The organism is Streptomyces sp. P9-A4, from assembly GCF_036634195.1.
Taxonomy (GTDB): domain Bacteria; phylum Actinomycetota; class Actinomycetes; order Streptomycetales; family Streptomycetaceae; genus Streptomyces.
Window position 1 is genome coordinate 791,739 of the sequence record NZ_JAZIFY010000001.1, and the last position, 18,399, is coordinate 810,137.

Here is an 18,399-nt window from a genome sequence, read left to right on the forward strand (position 1 = left end):
TCACCCCGCCACCTTCACGGTCGTGGTCGCGCCCCAGAGGGCCAGCGACAGGAAGAAGTCGGTGACGCTGATCAGCACGATGGCGTTGCGCACGGAGCGGCCGACGGCGATGCCGACGCCGGCGGGGCCGCCGGAGGCGCGGAAGCCGTAGTAGCAGTGGGCGATGATCACCATCACGCTGAAGATCAGCACTTTGAGCACCGAGAGGAGGACGTCCGTCGGGGAGAGGAAGAGGTTGAAGTAGTGGTCGTACGTGCCCTGGGACTGGCCGTTGAACAGCACCGTCACGTATCGGGAGGCCAGGTAGGAGGAGAGGAGGCCGATCGCGTACAGCGGGACGATGGCGACGACACCCGCGATGATGCGGGTGGTGACCAGGTACGGCATGGAGCGGATGCCCATGCCTTCGAGGGCGTCGACCTCCTCGTTGATCCGCATGGCGCCGAGCTGGGCGGTGAATCCGGCGCCGACGGTCGCGGAGAGGGCGAGCCCGGCGACGAGCGGGGCGATCTCACGGGTGTTGAAGTAGGCGGACACGAAGCCGGTGAAGGCGGCGGTGCCGATCTGTTCGAGGGCGGCGTGGCCCTGGAGGCCGACGACGGTTCCGGTGAACAGGGTCATCGCGATCATCACGCCGATGGTGCCGCCGATGACTCCGAGGCCGCCGGAGCCGAACGCGACCTCGGCGAGGAGCCGTTGGACCTCTCTGAGGTAGCGGCGCAGGGTGCGCGGGATCCACAGCAGGGCGCGGACGTAGAAGAGGAGCTGGTCACCGGACCGGTCGAGCCAGACGAACGGGGAGGCCATCGCGCTCAGCCTCCCTTCGGCGGGACGATCTGCAGGTAGATGCCCGTCAGCACCATGTTCACGAAGAACAGCAGCATGAAGGTGATGACGACGGACTGGTTGACGGCGTCGCCGACCCCCTTGGGGCCGCCGCGGGGGTTGAGTCCGCGGTAGGCGGCGACGATGCCCGCGATGAACCCGAAGATCAGGGCCTTGAGTTCGCTGATGTAGAGGTCGGGCAGCTGGGCGAGGGCGGAGAAGCTGGAGAGATACGCGCCCGGGGTGCCGCCCTGCAGGATGATGTTGAAGAAGTAGCCGCCCAGCGTGCCGACGACGGAGACCATGCCGTTGAGCAGGACGGCGACCGCCATGGTGGCGAGGACGCGCGGGACGACCAGTCGCTGCACGGGCGAGACGCCCATGACCTCCATCGCGTCCAGCTCCTCCCTGATCTTTCGGGAGCCGAGGTCGGCGCAGATGGCGGACCCGCCGGCTCCGGCGATCAGGAGGGCGACGATGAGCGGGCTGGCCTGCTGGATGACGGCGAGGACGCTGGCGCCGCCGGTGAACGACTGGGCGCCCAGCTGCTGGGTGAGCGAGCCGACCTGGAGCGCGATCACCGCGCCGAAGGGGATGGAGACGAGCGCGGCCGGGAGGATGGTGACGCTCGCGACGAACCAGAACTGCTCGACGAACTCCCGGAACTGGAAGGGCCGTCGGAAGACGGCCCGGCTCACCTCGGCGGCCAGGGCGAAGAGGCGGCCGGTCTGCCGCAGCGCGCCGGTGATCACGAGGCACTCCCCGTGGTCCGCTCCCGCTGGGGCAGGGTGTACGCCGCGTCGTCCTTCGCGTAGGTGTCGCGGATGGCGGCCTGGGCGGCGGGCGGCAGCCGGTCGAACATGCCGAGGACGCGCTCCCGGCGGCGGCCGACCGCCGCGCGCGGCGGGAGGCCGGGCGAGGGTTGCAGCTGCGGGACGATGACGCGGGGCGCGACCGGGTGGCCGGCGGAGTTGTCCAGCTCGGCGGCGACCAGCGCGGCGTCCTTCTCCTCGGACATGCCGATGGGTCCTTCGCGGCGGCCGGCGAGGAACTGGGTGACCACCGGTTCGTCACTGGTGAGAAGGACTTCGCGCGGTCCGAAGGTGACCAGGTTGCGCCGGAAGAACATCCCCATGTTGTCGGGGACGGTGGCGGCGATGTCGAGGTTGTGGGTGACGATCAGCATCGTCGCGTCGATCCGCGCGTTGAGGTCGATCAGCAGCTGGGAGAGGTACGCGGTGCGGACCGGGTCGAGCCCGGAGTCCGGCTCGTCGCACAGGACGATCTGCGGGTCGAGGACGAGCGCGCGGGCCAGTCCGGCGCGCTTGCGCATGCCTCCGCTGATCTCGCCGGGCAGCTTGCCCTCCGCGCCGAGGAGGCCGACGAGCTCGATGCGCTCCATGACGATGCGGCGGATCTCCGACTCCCGCTTGCGGGTGTGCTCGCGCAGCGGGAAGGCGATGTTGTCGAACAGGGTCATGGAGCCGAAGAGGGCTCCGTCCTGGAACATGAGGCCGAAGAGCTTCCGGGTCTCGTAGATGTCCCGTTCGGGGCTGCTGACCATGTCGACCCCGTTGATGAGGACACGGCCCTGCTGGGGCTTCAGCAGCCCGATGAGCGACTTCAGGAAGACGGTCTTACCGGTTCCGGAAGGGCCGAGCATGACGCTCACCTCTCCGGCCGGCAATGTCAGCGTCACGTCCTGCCAGATGTTCTGCTTGCCAAAGGACATGGTCAGACCCTCAACGACTACTTCGATTCCCATACCACCTCCAGCAAGCGTGTGTCGGGTGTGCGCCGCGGGCGCACGGTAAGCCGGAACTGATCACCCGGACAATAGATGTGGCGCAAAATCCTTGATCCGCTCCGGCATTTGTCACCGCGCAGACAAAGTCGGAATCAACTCTTGTCTCCGGCGAGATAGATTACTGCGCCGACCTGCGACTCAGCGTCGGCCCGGGGAACGCTACGGCCGAGTAACCTCCCTCGGCAATACCGGATTCCGACTTTTCGCGGGAGGGGGCCGAATGGCCATCCGCCACCCCGGTTGATCGATCATAATTGTCGACATTGCGCACCATGGAACCAAGTGGATTCACGCCATCGCTCACCCACTTGACAGGCAATGCAACCTGTTCAAAGAATCTTGGACTCCGCCATTGTTCAGCTAAGTTTCCCGCAAGTAACGTCAGGTTTCGCGGCCGAGAATCGCTGGGCCGCCGGCCGTTCTCCACCCCCACCGCGGCCATCTCTGCCGGTCAATCCCCAAGGAGCGTCCCAGAGCCATGAAGAAGCCGATCAGAAACCTCGCCGTCGTCGCCGGAGCCGCCTCCGCCGCGTTCGTCCTCGCCGTCAGCCCCGCCTCCGCGGTGGCCTCCACGGTCTGGACGGTCAACCCCACGCCGGCCAGCTTCACCGCGGCGAACAGCGGAAACATCGTCCTGAGCGTCAACGGCATCGCCATGACGTGTACGAAGTCGAACGCCTCGGGCACGATGCAGAGCGCCACCGGCAACCCGGCGACGGTCGGATCCATCAGCTCCATCGCCTTCGGCGCCAGCGGCGCGCCCTGCACCAGCGTCCTGGGCAACGTGACCACCGTGCCGACCACCCCCTGGACGATCGTGGCGCAGGACTACACCGCCGCGACCGGTGTCACCAAGGGCTACGTCGGCAACGTCGACGCCACGGTGACCGTCGGCGCCTGTGTCTTCCGCGTGACGGGCAAGGCCTCCAGCACGTACACCAACTCGACGGGCAAGCTCGCCGTCGCCAGCACCTCCGGCGAGCTGAACGTCGTCTCGTCGACCAACTGCGGCTCCGCCGTACCGGTCGGTGCCAAGCCGCTCTTCACCGGCGCCTACCTCGCCAAGGTGTCGGGCACCAGCACCATCCCGACGATCGTCGGTTCCAACCCGTAAGGACGCAGGAACCCGCGTCCGCCCGGCCGGCGACCCCGGCCGGGCGGACGCGGGCTGTCCGCACCCCGACCGCCCTCACCCCCTCGCGCCCGCGAGCGCACGATCCGAGCGGAGCCCCAGATGAGAGGCCAGCGAGCCGCCCAGCGCACTTCCCGCGCCCCCGCGCGCGGCGCGGCCATCGCCGCACTCGTGGCACTCGCCCCCCTTCTCCCCGCCGCGGCCGTGGCCCTGGGCACGCACGAGGTCGACGCCGAGATCCCCTATCTGTGCACCCTGCCCTCCGGCGCGCAGCCCGCGACGGTACGGATCAAGGGCACCCTCCCCGAACGGGCCGCCGTCGGCGAGGAGATCCGGCCCACCGACGTGACGACGACGCTGGAACTCCCGGCCGCCGCCGTGGCCGACCTGCTCGCGCTGAAGGCCGCCACCGTACGCGCGGAGACCCAGCTCACGGTCGGCGCGGCGCAGAACGGACGGGGCACGGACGCCGTCTGGCGCGGAACGGCCGAGCCCCTCGCCGTACCCGCCGACGGCCCCCTGACGCTCACCACGACCGGCGACGTCCCGATCCTGACCACGGACGCGGCGGGCGATCTGACCCTCACCGCCGGGGGTCTGGCCGTCGACCTCGCCCCGAGCGCAGCCGACGGCGCGGCCACCACTCCCGCCGCGCTCTCCGTCGGCTGCGTACCCGGTGAGGACGCGCGGGAGCGCACGCTGCTCGCCACGGTCCCGGTCGGCGCCGGCACCCCCGGCGGAGAACCGGGCACGCCGCCCGCCTCGCCGTCCGGCCCGCTGCCGCCCTCCACCTCGTCCCCCTTCCCCCGGCCGGACGCCCCGAAGGCACCGGCGACCGCGGGAGGGAAGGGCCAGGCCGGTACGGGCGAGGAGGCGAACGGCCCGGTCGCGAAGGGGCCGCTGACCGGGCCCCGGGCGGACGACGACGCGAAGGCGGCCGACGCGAACACGCCGGGCGCCGCCCCGGACCGGCGGGCCGCACCGCCCTGTGTGACCGAGAAGCCGACCCCCACGTCGTTGTCGGCGTACATCACCGGCTACTCCAACGTACGGAAGCTGAACGGCGCCTCGCTCATCCCGCTCTCCTGCGTCCAGATCGAACAGGGCATACCGGAGATCGAGTTCCGCCCCGACGGCACCCTGCACCTGGTCCAGAAGTCGGTCGGCGGCCTCTCCTACCAGGGGCGAAAGCAGTCCCCGCCCTTCGAGTCCACCTTCCTGACCTTCGGCTTCGCCCCGGTCACGGCGACGCTGGTCCTGGAGCAGGCGGGCCCCATGACCGTCGAGTCGGACATCCTCCTCGTCTTCCCCGACAACATCGCGGAGAGCTACATCCGGGTCCCCCTGGTCCTGCGCGTCCTCGACGTCCGGGTCAACGGCACCCGGCTGGACGTCGGCCCCTCCTGCCGTACGGAGAAGCCGATCAGCTCTCCCGAACCCCAGCCCGCCAAGTACCCCGGAGACCACCTGGTGCTCCTGGGCAAGGGGCAGCTCATCAACGGCACCGACGCCACCGGATACGTCCTCACCACCGGTGGCCCGCTCACCGGCGAGGTGACCGTTCCCGCCTTCAAGGGCTGCGGCGCCGGCGGCGAGAACCTCGACCGGCTCCTCACCGCCTCCATCTCCGGGTCCGGCAACTACATCAAGCAGATCCAGGGCCAGACCTGCGCCGTGGGCGTCGAGGTGCCCACCGACGGCCAGTGCACCGCGGACCGTCAGCCGTACGTGGTCCCCAAGCCCGAGCGCTGAGCCCGCGCACCCACCCCTCCTTCTTCTCCGCTCCCCTCCAACGGAAGGCAACCGCCATGCCCCTCGTCTCCTCCCGCACCCGTCTCGCCACCCTCTCCGCCCTCACCGCGCTCGGCGCCTTCGTCTCCGTCGGCACGGCGACCGCGGCCTCCCCCGTGCTGAACGGCTCCTGGGCCCCGTTCGACCGCTGCCCGGTCGACGCCCCCGCGATGCTCGCCGCCGACGGCCTCGACCAGGCGCCGCAGTGCGTCTCGTCCTCCTCCCCCAGCGGCACCATCAAGCTCGGCAACACGACCGTCGTCACCGGGAAGACGAACCTCCAGATGGGCGTGATCCAGAACGCCGACGGCACCAACACGGTCGTCGGACCGCCCGCCGGCTCGCTCATCGCCGACTCCGCCACCGTTCCCGGCGGTCTGCTCGGGCTGATGTGTCCGAGCGACATCCCGTTCATCACGGACATCTGCCGGCAGCTGTCGGACGCCAGCCTGAACAAGATCACCGCCACCGTGGAATCGGTCGGCACTCCCTCGGACTTCAACCAGATCGCGGGTGTCCTCACCGACATGCCGATCGTGCGGATCCCGGTCCGCATCCACCTCCAGAACCCGTTCCTCGGCAGCAACTGCTACATCGGTACGAAGGCCAACCCGATCATGCTGTACCCGAGCAACCTCACCTCCCCCGACTTCTCCGTCGAGCGCTTCAACGGCGACGGCTCCCCGAACGAGGAGGGCGACATGAGCCGCCTGAACATGCTCGGCTCCACCCAGACCGACACGACCTTCGCCGTCCCGGGCGCCAGCGGCTGCGGCCTGGGCCTCGGCCTCGTCAACGGCGCGGTGAACCTCAAGACCGGACTGCCGTCCGCCGCCGGGAAGAACAGCATCACGCTCAACAACACCCAGACCTACCTGACCGGCCTCTACGCCCCCGGTGTCGCCGCGCCCGACGCCGGAAAGCTGTTCGCGCAGAACTGGCACGCGGCCGTCAAGTAACGGCCACCCAAGGGCGATAACCGGCCGAGTCGACTCCCCGGGCCCCTTCGGGCGGATCAACTCCTGCTCAAGTTGTGTACAGCACACAGCAGTTGTCTTAGCTTCAGCAGTCAACGTCGGTACGTAACTGACGGCCACGGCGGCGCCCTCCGCACCAGGTCGGGCGCCGCACGCCGCTCCCCCACCGGTCACGTAGCAGAGCAAGGGATCGGTTCATGCCCGCAACCGCACAGTCACCGCACATCGGTGAGCCGCTCGATCCGCTCCCCCGGGAGTTCGCCGCCCTGATGCGACCGGAGATACCCGGCCTCATCAAGGAGATCGGCGTGGAGGTCCAGCGGGCCTACCCCGTGTACGCCCACCTCTTCAAGGGGCCCCACTCGGACGCGATCCGGCTGGGCGTGGAGCAGGCGCTCGCGGCGTTCGTGGAAAGGGTCGCGGACCCCGGGCGGAACTCGGCGCTCCGGGACGAACTGCTGCGCAAGTTCGGCCGGGTGGAGGCCTACGAGGGCCGGGACCTCGACACCCTGCAGGGCGCGTACCGCCTCGGCGCGCGCATCGCGTTACGGCGGGCCAAGAGCATCGGCCGCACGTACAACCTCTCCCCCACCCTCATCCTGGCCTTCGCGGACGCGCTCTTCGCGTACGTCGACGAGTTGGAGGCCCTCTCCCGCGAGGGCTATCTGATGGTCCAGGCGAGAGCGGTGACCGATGTGGCGGCGCTGCGAAGACAGCTGCTCCACCTCGTCGTCGCCGGTCCCCCGCTGCCCCGGGCGACCATCGCCGAACTGTGCCAGGAGGCCTCCTGGCAGCTCCCCGCCGAATGCACCCTGGTGGCGGTCCGGCCCCCCGTCGCCGAACTCGTCCAGGCCGGCCTCGACCGTGACGTCCTCGCCGACCTCACGCTCCCCGAGCCGCATCTGCTCATCCCCGGCCCGCTCACCGCCGAGCGCCTCGCGATGCTCGGCTCCGCCCTGGCCGGCACCCCCGCCGCCATCGGCCCGACCGTGCCGGCCGCGCAGGCCGCGCACTCCATCCGCTGGGCCCGGCGCGTCCTCCAGCTCATCGACGACGGCATCGTTCCCGACGCCCCCGTCGTGCACTGCGAGGACCACCTGACAACGTTGTGGCTGCTGTCCGACCCGGCACTCGTCGCCCATCTCACCCGGCGCGAACTGGCCCCGCTCGACAGCCTGTCCGGCACCCGGCGCGAGCGGCTGATCGAGACGCTGCGCGTCCACATCTCCACCCGGGCCCCCGCCGAACAGGTCGGCGAGATGCTGGGCGTGCACGCCCAGACGGTCCGCTACCGGCTGCGGAACCTGGACAACCACTTCGGTGACCGGCTCCTCGATCCCGACCACCGCTTCGCCCTCGAAGCGGCCCTCCGCTCCCTGCACCTGCAGAACGGGAAACGGACGGACTGAGCCCCACGCGGACCGGCCCCGCCAGGGGCCCCTACGCCTGCCGGGGCCGCAGGCGGCAGCGGGCCGGGCCGGCCGCCTGGAGGGTGATCGCGGGGGCGACCGGCACCTCGGTGTCGACCGCCTCGAAGTCGTACCGCTGGAGGATCATCGCGAGGGCGATCACCGACTCCAGCATCGAGAAGTGCTGGCCTATGCAGGCGCGCGGACCGCCGCCGAAGGGGAACCAGGCGTACCGGGGACGGGCCGCCTCCGCCTCGGGGGTGAAGCGGTCCGGGTCGAAGCGGTCCGCGTCCTCCCAGTAGTCCGGGTGGCGGTGGGTCACCCAGGGGGCGACGATCACGTCCGCGCCGGCCGGGATGGTCACGCCGCCGACCTCGGTGGCGGCGACGGCGCGGCGCCCGATGACCGGGGCGGCCGGGAAGAGCCGCATGGCCTCCTTGAGCACCCGGGTGACGTACGGCAGCGCGTCGAGGTCGGCGGCGCCGGGGTCCCGGCCGCCGAGCACCCGGTCGACCTCCTCGTGGGCCCGCTCCTGCTCCTCCGGGTGGAGGGCCAGGAGATGCAGGGCGAAGCCGAGGGAGGTGGCGGTGGTCTCGTGTCCGGCCAGCAGGAAGACGAGGACCTGCTCGCGCAGTTCGGTCGCGTCGAAGCTGCCGTCCTCGGCGCTCTCCGCCTCGACGAGCAGGGTGAGGAGGTCGTCGCCTTCACCGGGGGCGGCCCCGCCCGCGCCCCGGCGTTCGGCGATGATCCGGTCGCAGACCTCGTTCAGGGCCCGGTGGACGCGGGCCGCGCGGCGGTTGCCGGGGGTGGGCCAGTCGCGGGGGACGTTGAGCGGGGAGTAGCCGCGGCGGAGCACATAGGCGCCGAGTTCGGGGAAGCTGTTCTCGACGATCCCGACGGCTTCGTCGACGTCCGTGCCGAAGAGGATGCGGGCGACGGCGCGCAGGGCGAGGCGGGCCATCTCCTGCAGGACGTCGACGGATTCGGCACCGCTGTCCCGCCACTCCCCGGTGAGGTGGGCGACCTCGGTGGCGACGGCCGAGGCGTAGCCGTCGACGCGGCGGCGGGTGAAGAGGGGCTGGACGAGTCGGCGCTGACGGAGGTAGTCCTCGTCCTGGCTGGTGAGCAGGCCGTTGCCGAAGGACTCGCGTATCTCCTGGTAGAAGGCGTTGTCCTTACGGAAGTTGGCCGATTCGCCGGCGAGGACCTGTTGTGCGCCCTCGGCGGAGAAGACGCCGTACACGGTGGTGCGGATGCCGGGCGGTCCCGCGCATATGCGGACGACATCGCCGTGCTCGCGTCGGGCCCGCAGGAAGGTGCCCAGGGAGTCGTTCTTGAGGTCGAACATGGAACCGAGCAGGGGCAGTCCCGCGAGTTCGGGCGCTTCGGTACCGGTGGTGCTGGCCATGGTCGGTTCCCCTCGGTCGGCGGATGCGCAGCGATTCTCCCCCAGTAGGTGACTGGCGGGTAGGGATGGCCGAACAGCGGTCCGAATCTGGCCGGTTGACTCGAACAGTGTGGTTGTCAGTGCCGTCTGAGAGGCTCGCACCATGGAACGAGCCGTAACGCCGGAAGCATCCGGGCGACCCGAGATGACCCTGCAACTGACCATCGACTGCGCCGACCCGCAGCGGCTGGTGCCCTTCTGGATCGAGGCCCTGCGCTACGTCCCCGACCCGCCGCCCGAGGGCCACGCCACCTGGCGGGCGTACTGGGAGGCGATCGGCGTCCCCGAGGACGAGCTGGGCGACGGCGCCGGAGAGCTGCCGGAATCCATCATGGACCCGAAGGGCCTGGGCCCGCGCGTCTGGTTCCAGAAGGTCCCCGAGCCGAAGACCGTCAAGAACCGTGTCCATCTGGACCTCAAGGTCGGCGGCGGGCGCGCTGTCCCGCTGGCTCTGCGCCGGGAGCGGGTGGACGGCGAGGTGGCCCGTCTGACGGCCCTGGGCGCCACGATCCTGTACGCGATGGACGAGCCGAACGGCATGGACTACTACGCGGTGGTCCTCCAGGACCCTGAGGGCAACGAGTTCTGCCTCGTCTGAGAGCGGGGGCGGGCGCGCGCCCGCCCCGGCTCCGGCCCGGCCCGCGACCGGTGGCGCCGGTCACCAGGTGTGGACGGCCGGCGCGTCGGGTCCGTACCGCCGCCAGGCCTCGCCGAGGCGCGCGAGGCGGCCGGCGGCGGCGATCCCGCACAGGGACGCGACCTTGCCGTCGGCGACCTCGAACACCACGGTGCCCACGACCCGGTCGCCGGCCACGGCGAGGACGGCCGGGGAGCCGTTGACCCGCGCGAGGTGGAACGCGGGCGAGCCCCCGGCCAGCCGCCGCTTCGCCGGTGTCGGCCGGAACCCGGCCCGCACATGGGAGGCGACGCGCTCGGGCGTCGTGTACCGCAGCAGCCGGCGGGCGAGCCCGGCCCCGTCGCTCACCGCCGTCACGTCGGAGGTGAGCAGCGCCACCAGCCGTTCGGTGCGCCCCGACGCGGCGGCGGCGAGAAACTCCTCGACGACCCGGCGCGCGGTCGCGGGGTCGACCTCCTCGCCTCGGCGGCGCTCGGCGGCGATCCGGGTCCGGGCCCGGTGGACGTGCTGCTGGCTGGCGGACTCGGTGATGTCGAGGATCCCGGCGATCTCGGCGTGCGGGTACGAGAAGGCCTCGCGCAGCACATAGGCGGCCCGCTCGACCGGTGAGAGACGCTCCATGAGGGTGAGTACGGCCAGGGAGACCGATTCGCGCTGCTCGAAGGTGGCGGCGGGGCCGAGCATCGGGTCGCCGTCGAGCAGCGGCTCGGGCAGCCAGGATCCGGCCGCGCGCTCGTGGCGGGCGTGCGCCGAGCGGAGCCGGTCGACGCAGAGACGGGTGAGGACCTTGGTCAGCCAGGCCTCCGGCACCTCGATCCGCGCGCGGTCCGCCGCCTGCCAGCGCAGGAAGGTGTCCTGCACGGCGTCCTCGGCGTCGGCCGCCGAGCCGAGCAGCCGGTACGCGAGCGAGGCCAGCCGTCCCCGGCCGGCCTCGAACCGTTCGATGGCGTCGCTGTCCATGGTGCTCAGGTTAGGCGGCGACCCGCGCGGCGGTGCGGTCCGCTGTGGTGGCCAGGGCGCGCTTGCGCTTCGGCAGGCCGAAGGTCGGGTGGGCGATGCCCCACCAGGCCCCCTTGAGCACGGCCGACTTGAGCCGAGCGGCGGGCTTGCCGCCCAGGTACCAGGACTTGGAGCGGGCGTCCCCGTCGACCATCTGGAAGATCGCGTCCCGCCGTCCGAGGCTGATGTGGTTGCCGTGGTACGTGAGCGCGTCGGTCGGGACCTCACCGCCCGTCAGGCGCGCGATGATCGCGGCGGTGGCCCGCATGTTGGTGAGCCCGGCCGAGGCGCAGGACATCGGCAGCGGCCGGCCGTTGCCGTCGATCGCGTAGGCGCAGTCACCGGCGGCGTAGACGTCCGGGTGCGAGACCGAGCGCATGGTGCCGTCGACGAGGATCTGCCCGGTCCCTGCGACCTCCAGGCCCGCGGCGGCGGCGAGGGAGTGCACGGCGAAGCCGGCCGACCACACGGTCACATCGGCCGGGAGGAAGGTGCCGTCGGCGGTGACCGCCCGCGTCGGTTCGACGGCGGTGATGTCGGTGTGCTCGTGGACGGTGACGCCGAGCCGGTCGAAGGCCTCGCGGAGATGGCGGCGGGCCTTCGGGGAGAGCCAGGCGCCCAGCTCGCCGCGGGCGGCGAGCGCCACTGTGAGGTCGGGCCGGGACTCGGCGAACTCGGTGGCGGTCTCGATGCCGGTCAGCCCCTCGCCGACGACGAGGACGGTGCCGCCGGCGGCCGGGCCCGCCAGGCGCTCGCGCAGCCGCAGCGCCGAGTCCCGGCCGGTCACGTCGAAGGCGTGCTCGGCCGCGCCGGGGACGCCGTGGTGGGCGACGGAGCTGCCGAGGGCGTAGAGCAGGGTGTCGTACGGCAGCTCGCCGGCGCCCTCCCCGCCTGCCACGGCGACGGTCCGGCGCTCGGGGTCGATGCCCGTGACGCGCCCGAGGCGCAGCCGCACCCCGGTGCCGGCGAAGATCTCGTCGAGCCTGCGCACCGCGAGGTCCTGGCCGATCGCGAGCTGGTGGAGCCGCATCCGCTCGACGAACTCGGGCACGGCGTTGACGACGGTGATCTCGGCGTCGGCGGGCGAGAGCCGGCGGGCGAGGTTCCCGGCGGCGAAGGCCCCGGCGTAGCCGGCGCCGAGGACGACGATGCGGTGCTTCATGGCGTTGCTCCTGTCTCGTTCGCGTGCGCCTTGAACGAGACGGCCCCCGGATTCCTGACAGGGTCCGGGTGTGACCCCGGTCACCGCGCCGGGACGGGCGGGGGCTCGGGACCGGCGTGTGCTCCGTGCGCCGGATCGCGCGGGCGATCCGGCGACGTCACACGCCTCGGGTCACTTGGCGAGGGCGCGGCTGATGACCATCCGCTGGATCTCGCTGGTGCCCTCGAAGATGGTGTAGATGGCCGCGTCGCGGTGCATCCGCTCCACCGGGTACTCGCGGGTGTAGCCGTTGCCGCCGAGGATCTGGATGGCCTGGGCCGTGACCTTCTTGGCGACCTCGCTCGCGTACAGCTTGGACATCGAGCCCTCGGCCTGCGTGAAGGGCTTGCCCGCCGTCGCCATCCAGGAGGCGCGCCAGACGAGGAGCCGGGCCGCGTCGATCTGGGTGGCCATGTCGGCGAGCTGGAAGGCGACGCCCTGGTTCTCGATGATCGGGCGGCCGAACTGGACGCGGGTCTTGGCATAGTCGAGGGCGACCTCGTACGCGGCGCGGGCGGTGCCGACGGCCATCGCGCCGACCGCGGGGCGGGAGGCCTCGAAGGTAGCCATGGCGGCGTTCTTCACGCGCTCGCCACCGCCGGCCTTCGCCTTCTCCCGGGCGCGGGCGAGGCGCTCGTCGAGCTTCTCCTTGCCGCCGAGGAGGCAGCCGCTGGGGACGCGGGCGTCCTCGAGGACGACCTCGGCGGTGTGGGAGGCCCGGATGCCGTGCTTCTGGAACTTCTGGCCCTGGGAGAGGCCCGGGGTGCCCGGCGGGACGATGAAGGAGGCGTGCCCCTTGGAGCCGAGTGCGGGGTCGACGACGGCGACGACGACGTGGACGTTGGCGATGCCGCCGTTGGTCGCCCAGGTCTTGGTGCCGTTGAGCACCCACTCGTCCTTGGCCTCGTCGTACACGGCGCGGGTGCGCATGGAGGCGACGTCGGAGCCGGCGTCGGGCTCGGACGAGCAGAAGGCGGCGACCTTGACGTCGTCGGTGTCGCCGTACATCTGCGGGATCCAGGTGCCTATCTGCTCCTCGGTGCCGTTGGCGAGGACGCCGACGGCGGCGAGGCCGGTGCCGACGATGGAGAGCGCGATGCCCGCGTCGCCCCAGAACAGCTCCTCCATCGCCATCGGGATGCCGAGGCCGGTCGGGTCGAAGAACTGCTGGGCGTAGAAGTCGAGGGAATAGATGCCGAGCTTGGCCGCTTCCTGGATGATCGGCCAGGGGGTCTCCTCACGCTCGTCCCATTCGGCGGCCGCGGGCCGCATGACATCGGCGGCGAAGCCGTGCAGCCAGTCGCGGACCTGCTTCTGGTCTTCGTTGAGTTCGAGCGTGAACTCGCCCATATTTCCCTCCCAGCAGTACGTTACTTCCGGTAACAGCAGTCTGTTACCGGTGGGTAGAGGCTGTCAACCTGCGGTAGGGCTGTTCGGCCCGACCGGCACCGGAAGGCGGCCGGGTGTTACGTTGCGAAGCCTCAGGGAAACGCACGGGCGGGGAGACACGCTGATGGACATCGCACACCGGACCACCGACCGGCAGACGCCCGCCGAGCAGCGGCGGCGCGAACTGCTGGAGGCGGCGGACCGGGTGGTGCTCCGGGACGGCCCCCAGGCTTCCATGAACGCGATCGCGGCCGAGGCGGGCATCACCAAGCCGATCCTCTACCGCCACTTCGGCGACAAGGGCGGCCTGTACCGCGCCCTCGCCATCCGGCACACGGACGCGCTCCTCGCGGCGCTGCGGTCCGCCCTGGACGCGCCCGCCCCCGACCGCCGCCGCCGCGTCGAGTCCACCCTCGACACCTACCTCGGCTCGATCGAGGCGATGCCCCAGGTCTACCGCTTCCTCATGCATCCGGCGGAGGAGCCGCACCAGACCGAGCAGGGCTTCGACATCGGCCGCCACTCCGCCCCGCTGCTCCGCCGCATGGGCGAGGAGCTCGGCCAGGTCATCGCCGAGCGCGTCGACCTGGGACCCGGCGCCGAGGTCCAGGCCCGGATCTGGGGGCACGGGATCGTCGGCATGATGCACGCGGCCGGCGACTGGTGGCTCGGCGAGCGCCCCTGCTCCCGCGCGGAACTCGTCCGGAGCCTGGCGGACGTCCTCTGGGGCCGGCTGGCCGCGGCGGACGACCTCCCGGGCGGACCGGGCTTCTAGGACCTGTCGTCGAACTCCCGTCGTCGCCCGTGGGGCGGGCGGGAGTCCGACGACAGGCCCGAGCGGAACCTCAGCGCTCCAGTACCGAGGCCTTCGCCCCCCACGGCTCCTTGCGAATCGCCCGGAGCAGACGTGACTTCCGCCACCCCGCGACATGGTCCGCGTAGACCCCGCCGTCCAGGTGGTCGGTCTCGTGCTGGAGGCAGCGGGCGAAGAAGCCGGTGCCCTCGATCCGTATCGGTGTGCCGTCCACGCGGACGCCCTCCACCACCGCCCGGTCGTGACGGGGCGTCGGGGCCTCCAGGCCCGGCAGGGACAGACAGCCCTCGGGGCCGCGGACCACGTCGCCGTCCGCCGCCACCAGGCGCGGGTTCACCACATGGCCCAGGTGGCGGGTCTCCTCGTCGTCCGGGCAGTCGTACACGAAGACCCGCAGGCCGACGCCGACCTGGTTCGCCGCCAGGCCCACGCCGTTCGCCGCGTACATCGTGGCGAACATGTCCTCGACGAGCCGGACCAGTTCGGGACCGAAGTCGGTGACGGGCTCGCAGGGGCTGTGCAGCACGGGGTCGCCGAGCAGGGACATCGCTCGGACGAGGCCGGAACTGCCGGGGATGGGGCGGTTTCGCATGGCCGTAAGGGTACGGTCCGCCGTGACCTGGCTGTTTCCCGCGGCCGCTCGGCGGTGCCGCTGTTCGGGCTGCTGGCCGGATCTCGATAGGCTGAGCCCGGACCGACGCAAGGAGGAACAAGAGAGATGTCAGGACACCCCGGTAATCCAGAGCCGCTGTCGCCGCGCGCCAAGCTGGCCGTGACGGCTGGCAAGGCCGCGGCCGCGGTGTCGCGTGCGGCGGGACGCGGCAGCGGATCCGTGATCGGCGGCAAGGTGGCGCTGAAGCTCGACCCCGACCTCCTCGGCCGGCTCGCACAGCATCTGGACGTCGTCCTGGTGTCGGCGACCAACGGCAAGACGACGACGACCCGGCTGATCGCGGAGGCCCTGCGCGCCGCCGGCCCCGTCGTCTCGAACGCGCTCGGCGCCAACATGCCCGCAGGGATCACCTCGGCGCTGGCCGGCGGCACGGACTCCAAGTACGGCGTGATCGAGGTCGACGAGAAGTACCTCGCCGGCGTCGCCCGTGACACCACGCCCAAGGTCATCGCGCTGCTCAACCTCTCCCGCGACCAGCTCGACCGCGCCGCCGAGACCCGGATGCTCGCCGAGAAGTGGCGCGAGGGCCTCAACGGCACCAAGGCCGTGGTCGTGGCCAACGCCGACGACCCGCTCATCGTGTGGGCCGCCTCCTCCTCCCCCAACGTGGTGTGGGTCGCCGCCGGCCAGGAGTGGAAGGACGACGCCTGGTCCTGCCCCTCCTGCGGCGGTGTGATGCAGCGTCCGGGCGACGACTGGTTCTGCGGCGAGTGCGGCTTCCGCCGTCCCGCCCCGAGCTGGGCGCTCAGCGGCGACCACGTGCTCGACCCGCACGGTTCGGCCTGGCCGATCCGGCTCCAGCTGCCCGGCCGCGCCAACAAGGCGAACGCCGCCACCTCGGCCGCCGTCGCCGCCGTCTTCGGGGTGCCGCCGCAGGTGGCCCTGGAGCGCATGTACCAGGTGCAGGCCGTCGCGGGCCGCTACGACGTGGTCTCCTTCCAGGGCCGCGAGCTGCGTCTGCTGCTGGCGAAGAACCCGGCCGGCTGGCTCGAGACGTTCTCCCTCATCGACGGGCCGCCCGCCCCGGTGATCCTCTCCGTGAACGCGCGCGGCGCCGACGGCACGGACACCTCCTGGCTGTGGGACGTGGACTACGCCCGGCTCGCCGGCCACCCGATCATGGTGATCGGCGACCGCCGGCTCGACCTCGCGGTCCGCCTGGAGGTCGCGGGTGTGGACTTCCGCGTCTGCGAGACGCTGGACGAGGCCGTCTCGATGGCCCCGCCCGGCCAGATCGAGCTGATCGCCAACTACACCGCCTTCCAGGACGTCCGCCGCCGCGTCGGCAACTGACCCGTAGAGGACATGCAGCATGAGTGACAGCAGCCTGCGCCTGGTCTGGGTCTACCCGGACCTGCTCAGCACCTACGGCGACCAGGGCAACGTCCTGGTCGTGCAGCGCCGCGCCGAGCAGCGCCGCCTCAGCGTCGAGCGCGTCGACGTCCGCAGCGACCAGCCGATCCCGACCTCCGGCGACATCTATCTGATCGGCGGCGGCGAGGACCGCCCGCAGCGGCTCGCGGCCGAGCGGCTGCGGCGGGACGGCGGCCTCAGCCGGGCCGCCTCCAACGGTGCGATCATCTTCTCGGTCTGCGCCGGCTACCAGATCCTGGGCCACGAGTTCATCAACGACCTCGGCGAGCGCGAGGCCGGCCTCGGCCTCATCGACGTGATCTCCACCCGTGGCGAGGGCGAGCGCTGCGTCGGCGACGTCCTCGCGGACATCGACCCGCGGCTGGGCCTCCCCCAGCTGACGGGCTTCGAGAACCACCAGGGCATCACCCATCTCGGCCCGACGGCCCGGCCGTTCGCCCGGACCGTCTACGGCAACGGCAACGGCACCGGCGACGGCACCGAGGGCGCGTACAACGACACCGTCTTCGGTACGTACATGCACGGCCCGGTCATGGCCCGCAACCCGCAGATCGCGGACCTGCTCCTGAAGCTGGCCCTCGACGTGAACGCGCTGCCGCCGACCGACGACCGCTGGTACGAGGCGCTGCGCGCCGAGCGCATCGCGGCCGCCTCGCAGCCCGCCTGAGTCAGCCCCGCACCACCGCCGGTCCCTCGTACGAACGTACGTTGTCCACTGTGCGGACATCCGGTTCGGCCCCGCCACCCTGCGGCGATAGGGTGGCGGGGATCCAGCCGGACGACGTGGTCCGGGAGTCGGCCCACGTTGCAAAGGTTTTTGGGCTATGCGCATTGGCGTGCTCACCTCCGGCGGAGACTGCCCCGGTCTGAACGCTGTCATCCGATCCGTCGTGCACCGCGCGGTCGTCGACCACGGCGACGAGGTCATCGGCTTCCACGACGGGTGGCGTGGCCTCCTGGAATGCGACTACCGCAAGCTCGATCTGGACGCGGTGGGCGGCATCCTCGCCCGGGGCGGCACCATCCTCGGCTCCTCGCGGGTCCAGCCCGCGCATCTGGTCGGCGGCGTCGAGCGCGCCCGCGGCCACCTGGCCGACCTCGGTCTCGACGCCATCATCCCGATCGGCGGCGAGGGCACCCTCAAGGCGGCGAACCTCCTCTCCGAGGCGGGCCTGCCGATCGTCGGCGTCCCGAAGACCATCGACAACGACATCGCCTCCACCGACGTCACCTTCGGCTTCGACACCGCCGTGACCGTCGCCACCGAGGCCCTGGACCGGCTGAAGACCACCGCCGAGTCCCACCAGCGCGTCCTGGTCGTCGAGGTCATGGGCCGTCACACCGGCTGGATAGCGCTGCACTCCGGCATGGCCGCCGGCGCCCACGCCGTCGTCGTCCCCGAGCGGCCCTTCGACATCGACGAGCTGACCGCCCGGGTCGGCGAGCGCTTCGAGGCCGGCAAGCGGTTCGCGATCGTCGTCGTGGCCGAGGGCGCGAAGCCGGCCGAGGGTTCGATGGACTTCAAGACCGCCGGCACCGACATCTACGGTCACGAGCGCTTCACCGGGATCGCCAACCAGCTCTCCGCCGAGCTGGAGCGGCGGCTCGGCAAGGAGGCCCGCCCGGTGATCCTGGGCCACGTCCAGCGCGGCGGCACCCCCACCGCGTACGACCGCGTCCTCGCCACCCGCTTCGGCTGGCACGCGGTCGAGGCGGCGCACCGGGGCGAGTTCGGCATGCTGACCGCGCTGCGCGGCACCGAGATCACGATGGTTCCGCTGGCCCAGGCCGTGGAGACCCTCAAGACGGTCCCGGCCGACCGCTACGCCGAGGCCGAGTGCGTGCTCTGAGGGTCGTCTTCGCGTGACATCCGCCCCCGGTCGCGGCCACGGCCGGGGGCGGTTCTAGTCTGGTGCGGACAACA

17 protein-coding genes are annotated in these 18,399 nt (G+C 71.5%); 9 read left to right on the top strand and 8 right to left on the bottom strand.

Translation table 11 applies throughout. The features are described from left to right. The 3 genes from V4Y03_RS03360 to V4Y03_RS03370 are packed head-to-tail and all read right to left on the bottom strand — an operon-like array spanning position 1 to position 2,590. Positions 1 to 807: an MlaE family ABC transporter permease gene (locus V4Y03_RS03360; protein WP_250769500.1), complete on the bottom strand. Its 807-nt coding sequence runs from the start codon at positions 805 to 807 to the stop codon at positions 1 to 3. Positions 808 to 812: 5 nt separating this feature from the next. Next, a complete protein-coding gene (locus V4Y03_RS03365) occupies positions 813 to 1,577 on the bottom strand; it encodes an MlaE family ABC transporter permease (protein ID WP_209493641.1) in 765 nt (254 codons plus the stop codon). Further along, a complete protein-coding gene (locus V4Y03_RS03370; protein WP_317876228.1) occupies positions 1,574 to 2,590 on the bottom strand; it encodes an ABC transporter ATP-binding protein in 1,017 nt (338 codons plus the stop codon). The genes V4Y03_RS03365 and V4Y03_RS03370 overlap by 4 nt, the downstream gene beginning before the upstream one ends. Positions 2,591 to 3,110: 520 nt before the next feature. Between V4Y03_RS03370 and V4Y03_RS03375 the strand changes: the two genes are divergently transcribed. From V4Y03_RS03375 to V4Y03_RS03390, 4 genes are all read left to right on the top strand, one after another. Beyond that, positions 3,111 to 3,746 carry a hypothetical protein gene (locus tag V4Y03_RS03375; protein ID WP_317876229.1) on the top strand — a complete coding sequence of 212 codons (636 nt, stop codon included), beginning with the start codon at positions 3,111 to 3,113 and terminating at the stop codon, positions 3,744 to 3,746. Positions 3,747 to 3,866: 120 nt separating this feature from the next. After that, positions 3,867 to 5,516 carry a DUF6801 domain-containing protein gene (locus V4Y03_RS03380; protein ID WP_332433940.1) on the top strand — a complete coding sequence of 550 codons (1,650 nt, stop codon included), beginning with the start codon at positions 3,867 to 3,869 and terminating at the stop codon, positions 5,514 to 5,516. Positions 5,517 to 5,572: 56 nt separating this feature from the next. After that, the gene (locus tag V4Y03_RS03385) at positions 5,573 to 6,514 is read left to right on the top strand and encodes a hypothetical protein (RefSeq protein ID WP_332433941.1); all 942 of its coding nucleotides are present in this window, start codon (positions 5,573 to 5,575) and stop codon (positions 6,512 to 6,514) included. 215 nt (positions 6,515 to 6,729) lie between these two features. Further along, the gene (locus V4Y03_RS03390; protein WP_317878100.1) at positions 6,730 to 7,941 is read left to right on the top strand and encodes a helix-turn-helix domain-containing protein; all 1,212 of its coding nucleotides are present in this window, start codon (positions 6,730 to 6,732) and stop codon (positions 7,939 to 7,941) included. A gap of 31 nt (positions 7,942 to 7,972) precedes the next feature. On the opposite strand, the gene V4Y03_RS03395 is transcribed toward V4Y03_RS03390, so the two are convergent. Next, the gene (locus tag V4Y03_RS03395) at positions 7,973 to 9,349 is read right to left on the bottom strand and encodes a cytochrome P450 (RefSeq protein ID WP_332433942.1); all 1,377 of its coding nucleotides are present in this window, start codon (positions 9,347 to 9,349) and stop codon (positions 7,973 to 7,975) included. 184 nt (positions 9,350 to 9,533) lie between these two features. Here V4Y03_RS03395 and V4Y03_RS03400 point away from each other — a divergent pair, with 184 nt between their 5' ends. Continuing rightward, a complete protein-coding gene (locus V4Y03_RS03400; RefSeq protein WP_332433943.1) occupies positions 9,534 to 9,986 on the top strand; it encodes a VOC family protein in 453 nt (150 codons plus the stop codon). Positions 9,987 to 10,046: 60 nt separating this feature from the next. Here the strand turns inward: V4Y03_RS03400 and V4Y03_RS03405 are convergent, their stop codons facing one another. The 3 genes from V4Y03_RS03405 to V4Y03_RS03415 form a co-directional block, all read right to left on the bottom strand. After that, on the bottom strand, positions 10,047 to 10,985 hold the full coding sequence (locus tag V4Y03_RS03405) for a sigma-70 family RNA polymerase sigma factor (protein ID WP_332433944.1): 939 nt from the start codon (positions 10,983 to 10,985) through the stop codon (positions 10,047 to 10,049). Between the two features lie 10 nt (positions 10,986 to 10,995). Beyond that, a complete protein-coding gene (locus tag V4Y03_RS03410) occupies positions 10,996 to 12,186 on the bottom strand; it encodes an NAD(P)/FAD-dependent oxidoreductase (RefSeq protein ID WP_332433945.1) in 1,191 nt (396 codons plus the stop codon). A 171-nt stretch (positions 12,187 to 12,357) separates the two neighbouring features. Continuing rightward, complete coding sequence (locus V4Y03_RS03415; protein ID WP_332433946.1) at positions 12,358 to 13,575, bottom strand: acyl-CoA dehydrogenase family protein; 1,218 nt, start codon at positions 13,573 to 13,575, stop codon at positions 12,358 to 12,360. A gap of 163 nt (positions 13,576 to 13,738) precedes the next feature. Between V4Y03_RS03415 and V4Y03_RS03420 the strand changes: the two genes are divergently transcribed. Further along, positions 13,739 to 14,389: a TetR family transcriptional regulator gene (locus V4Y03_RS03420; RefSeq protein WP_317873488.1), complete on the top strand. Its 651-nt coding sequence runs from the start codon at positions 13,739 to 13,741 to the stop codon at positions 14,387 to 14,389. A gap of 70 nt (positions 14,390 to 14,459) precedes the next feature. Here the strand turns inward: V4Y03_RS03420 and def are convergent, their stop codons facing one another. Beyond that, positions 14,460 to 15,020, bottom strand: coding sequence for a peptide deformylase (gene def, locus V4Y03_RS03425; protein ID WP_332433947.1), 561 nt, complete (start codon positions 15,018 to 15,020; stop codon positions 14,460 to 14,462). A gap of 126 nt (positions 15,021 to 15,146) precedes the next feature. Here def and V4Y03_RS03430 point away from each other — a divergent pair, with 126 nt between their 5' ends. From V4Y03_RS03430 to V4Y03_RS03440, 3 genes are all read left to right on the top strand, one after another. Beyond that, the gene (locus V4Y03_RS03430) at positions 15,147 to 16,394 is read left to right on the top strand and encodes a Mur ligase family protein (protein WP_317873490.1); all 1,248 of its coding nucleotides are present in this window, start codon (positions 15,147 to 15,149) and stop codon (positions 16,392 to 16,394) included. 19 nt (positions 16,395 to 16,413) lie between these two features. Beyond that, on the top strand, positions 16,414 to 17,142 hold the full coding sequence (locus V4Y03_RS03435; protein WP_317873491.1) for a type 1 glutamine amidotransferase: 729 nt from the start codon (positions 16,414 to 16,416) through the stop codon (positions 17,140 to 17,142). Positions 17,143 to 17,299: 157 nt separating this feature from the next. Then, on the top strand, positions 17,300 to 18,325 hold the full coding sequence (locus tag V4Y03_RS03440) for a 6-phosphofructokinase (protein WP_332433948.1): 1,026 nt from the start codon (positions 17,300 to 17,302) through the stop codon (positions 18,323 to 18,325). Positions 18,326 to 18,399: the final 74 nt, after the last annotated feature.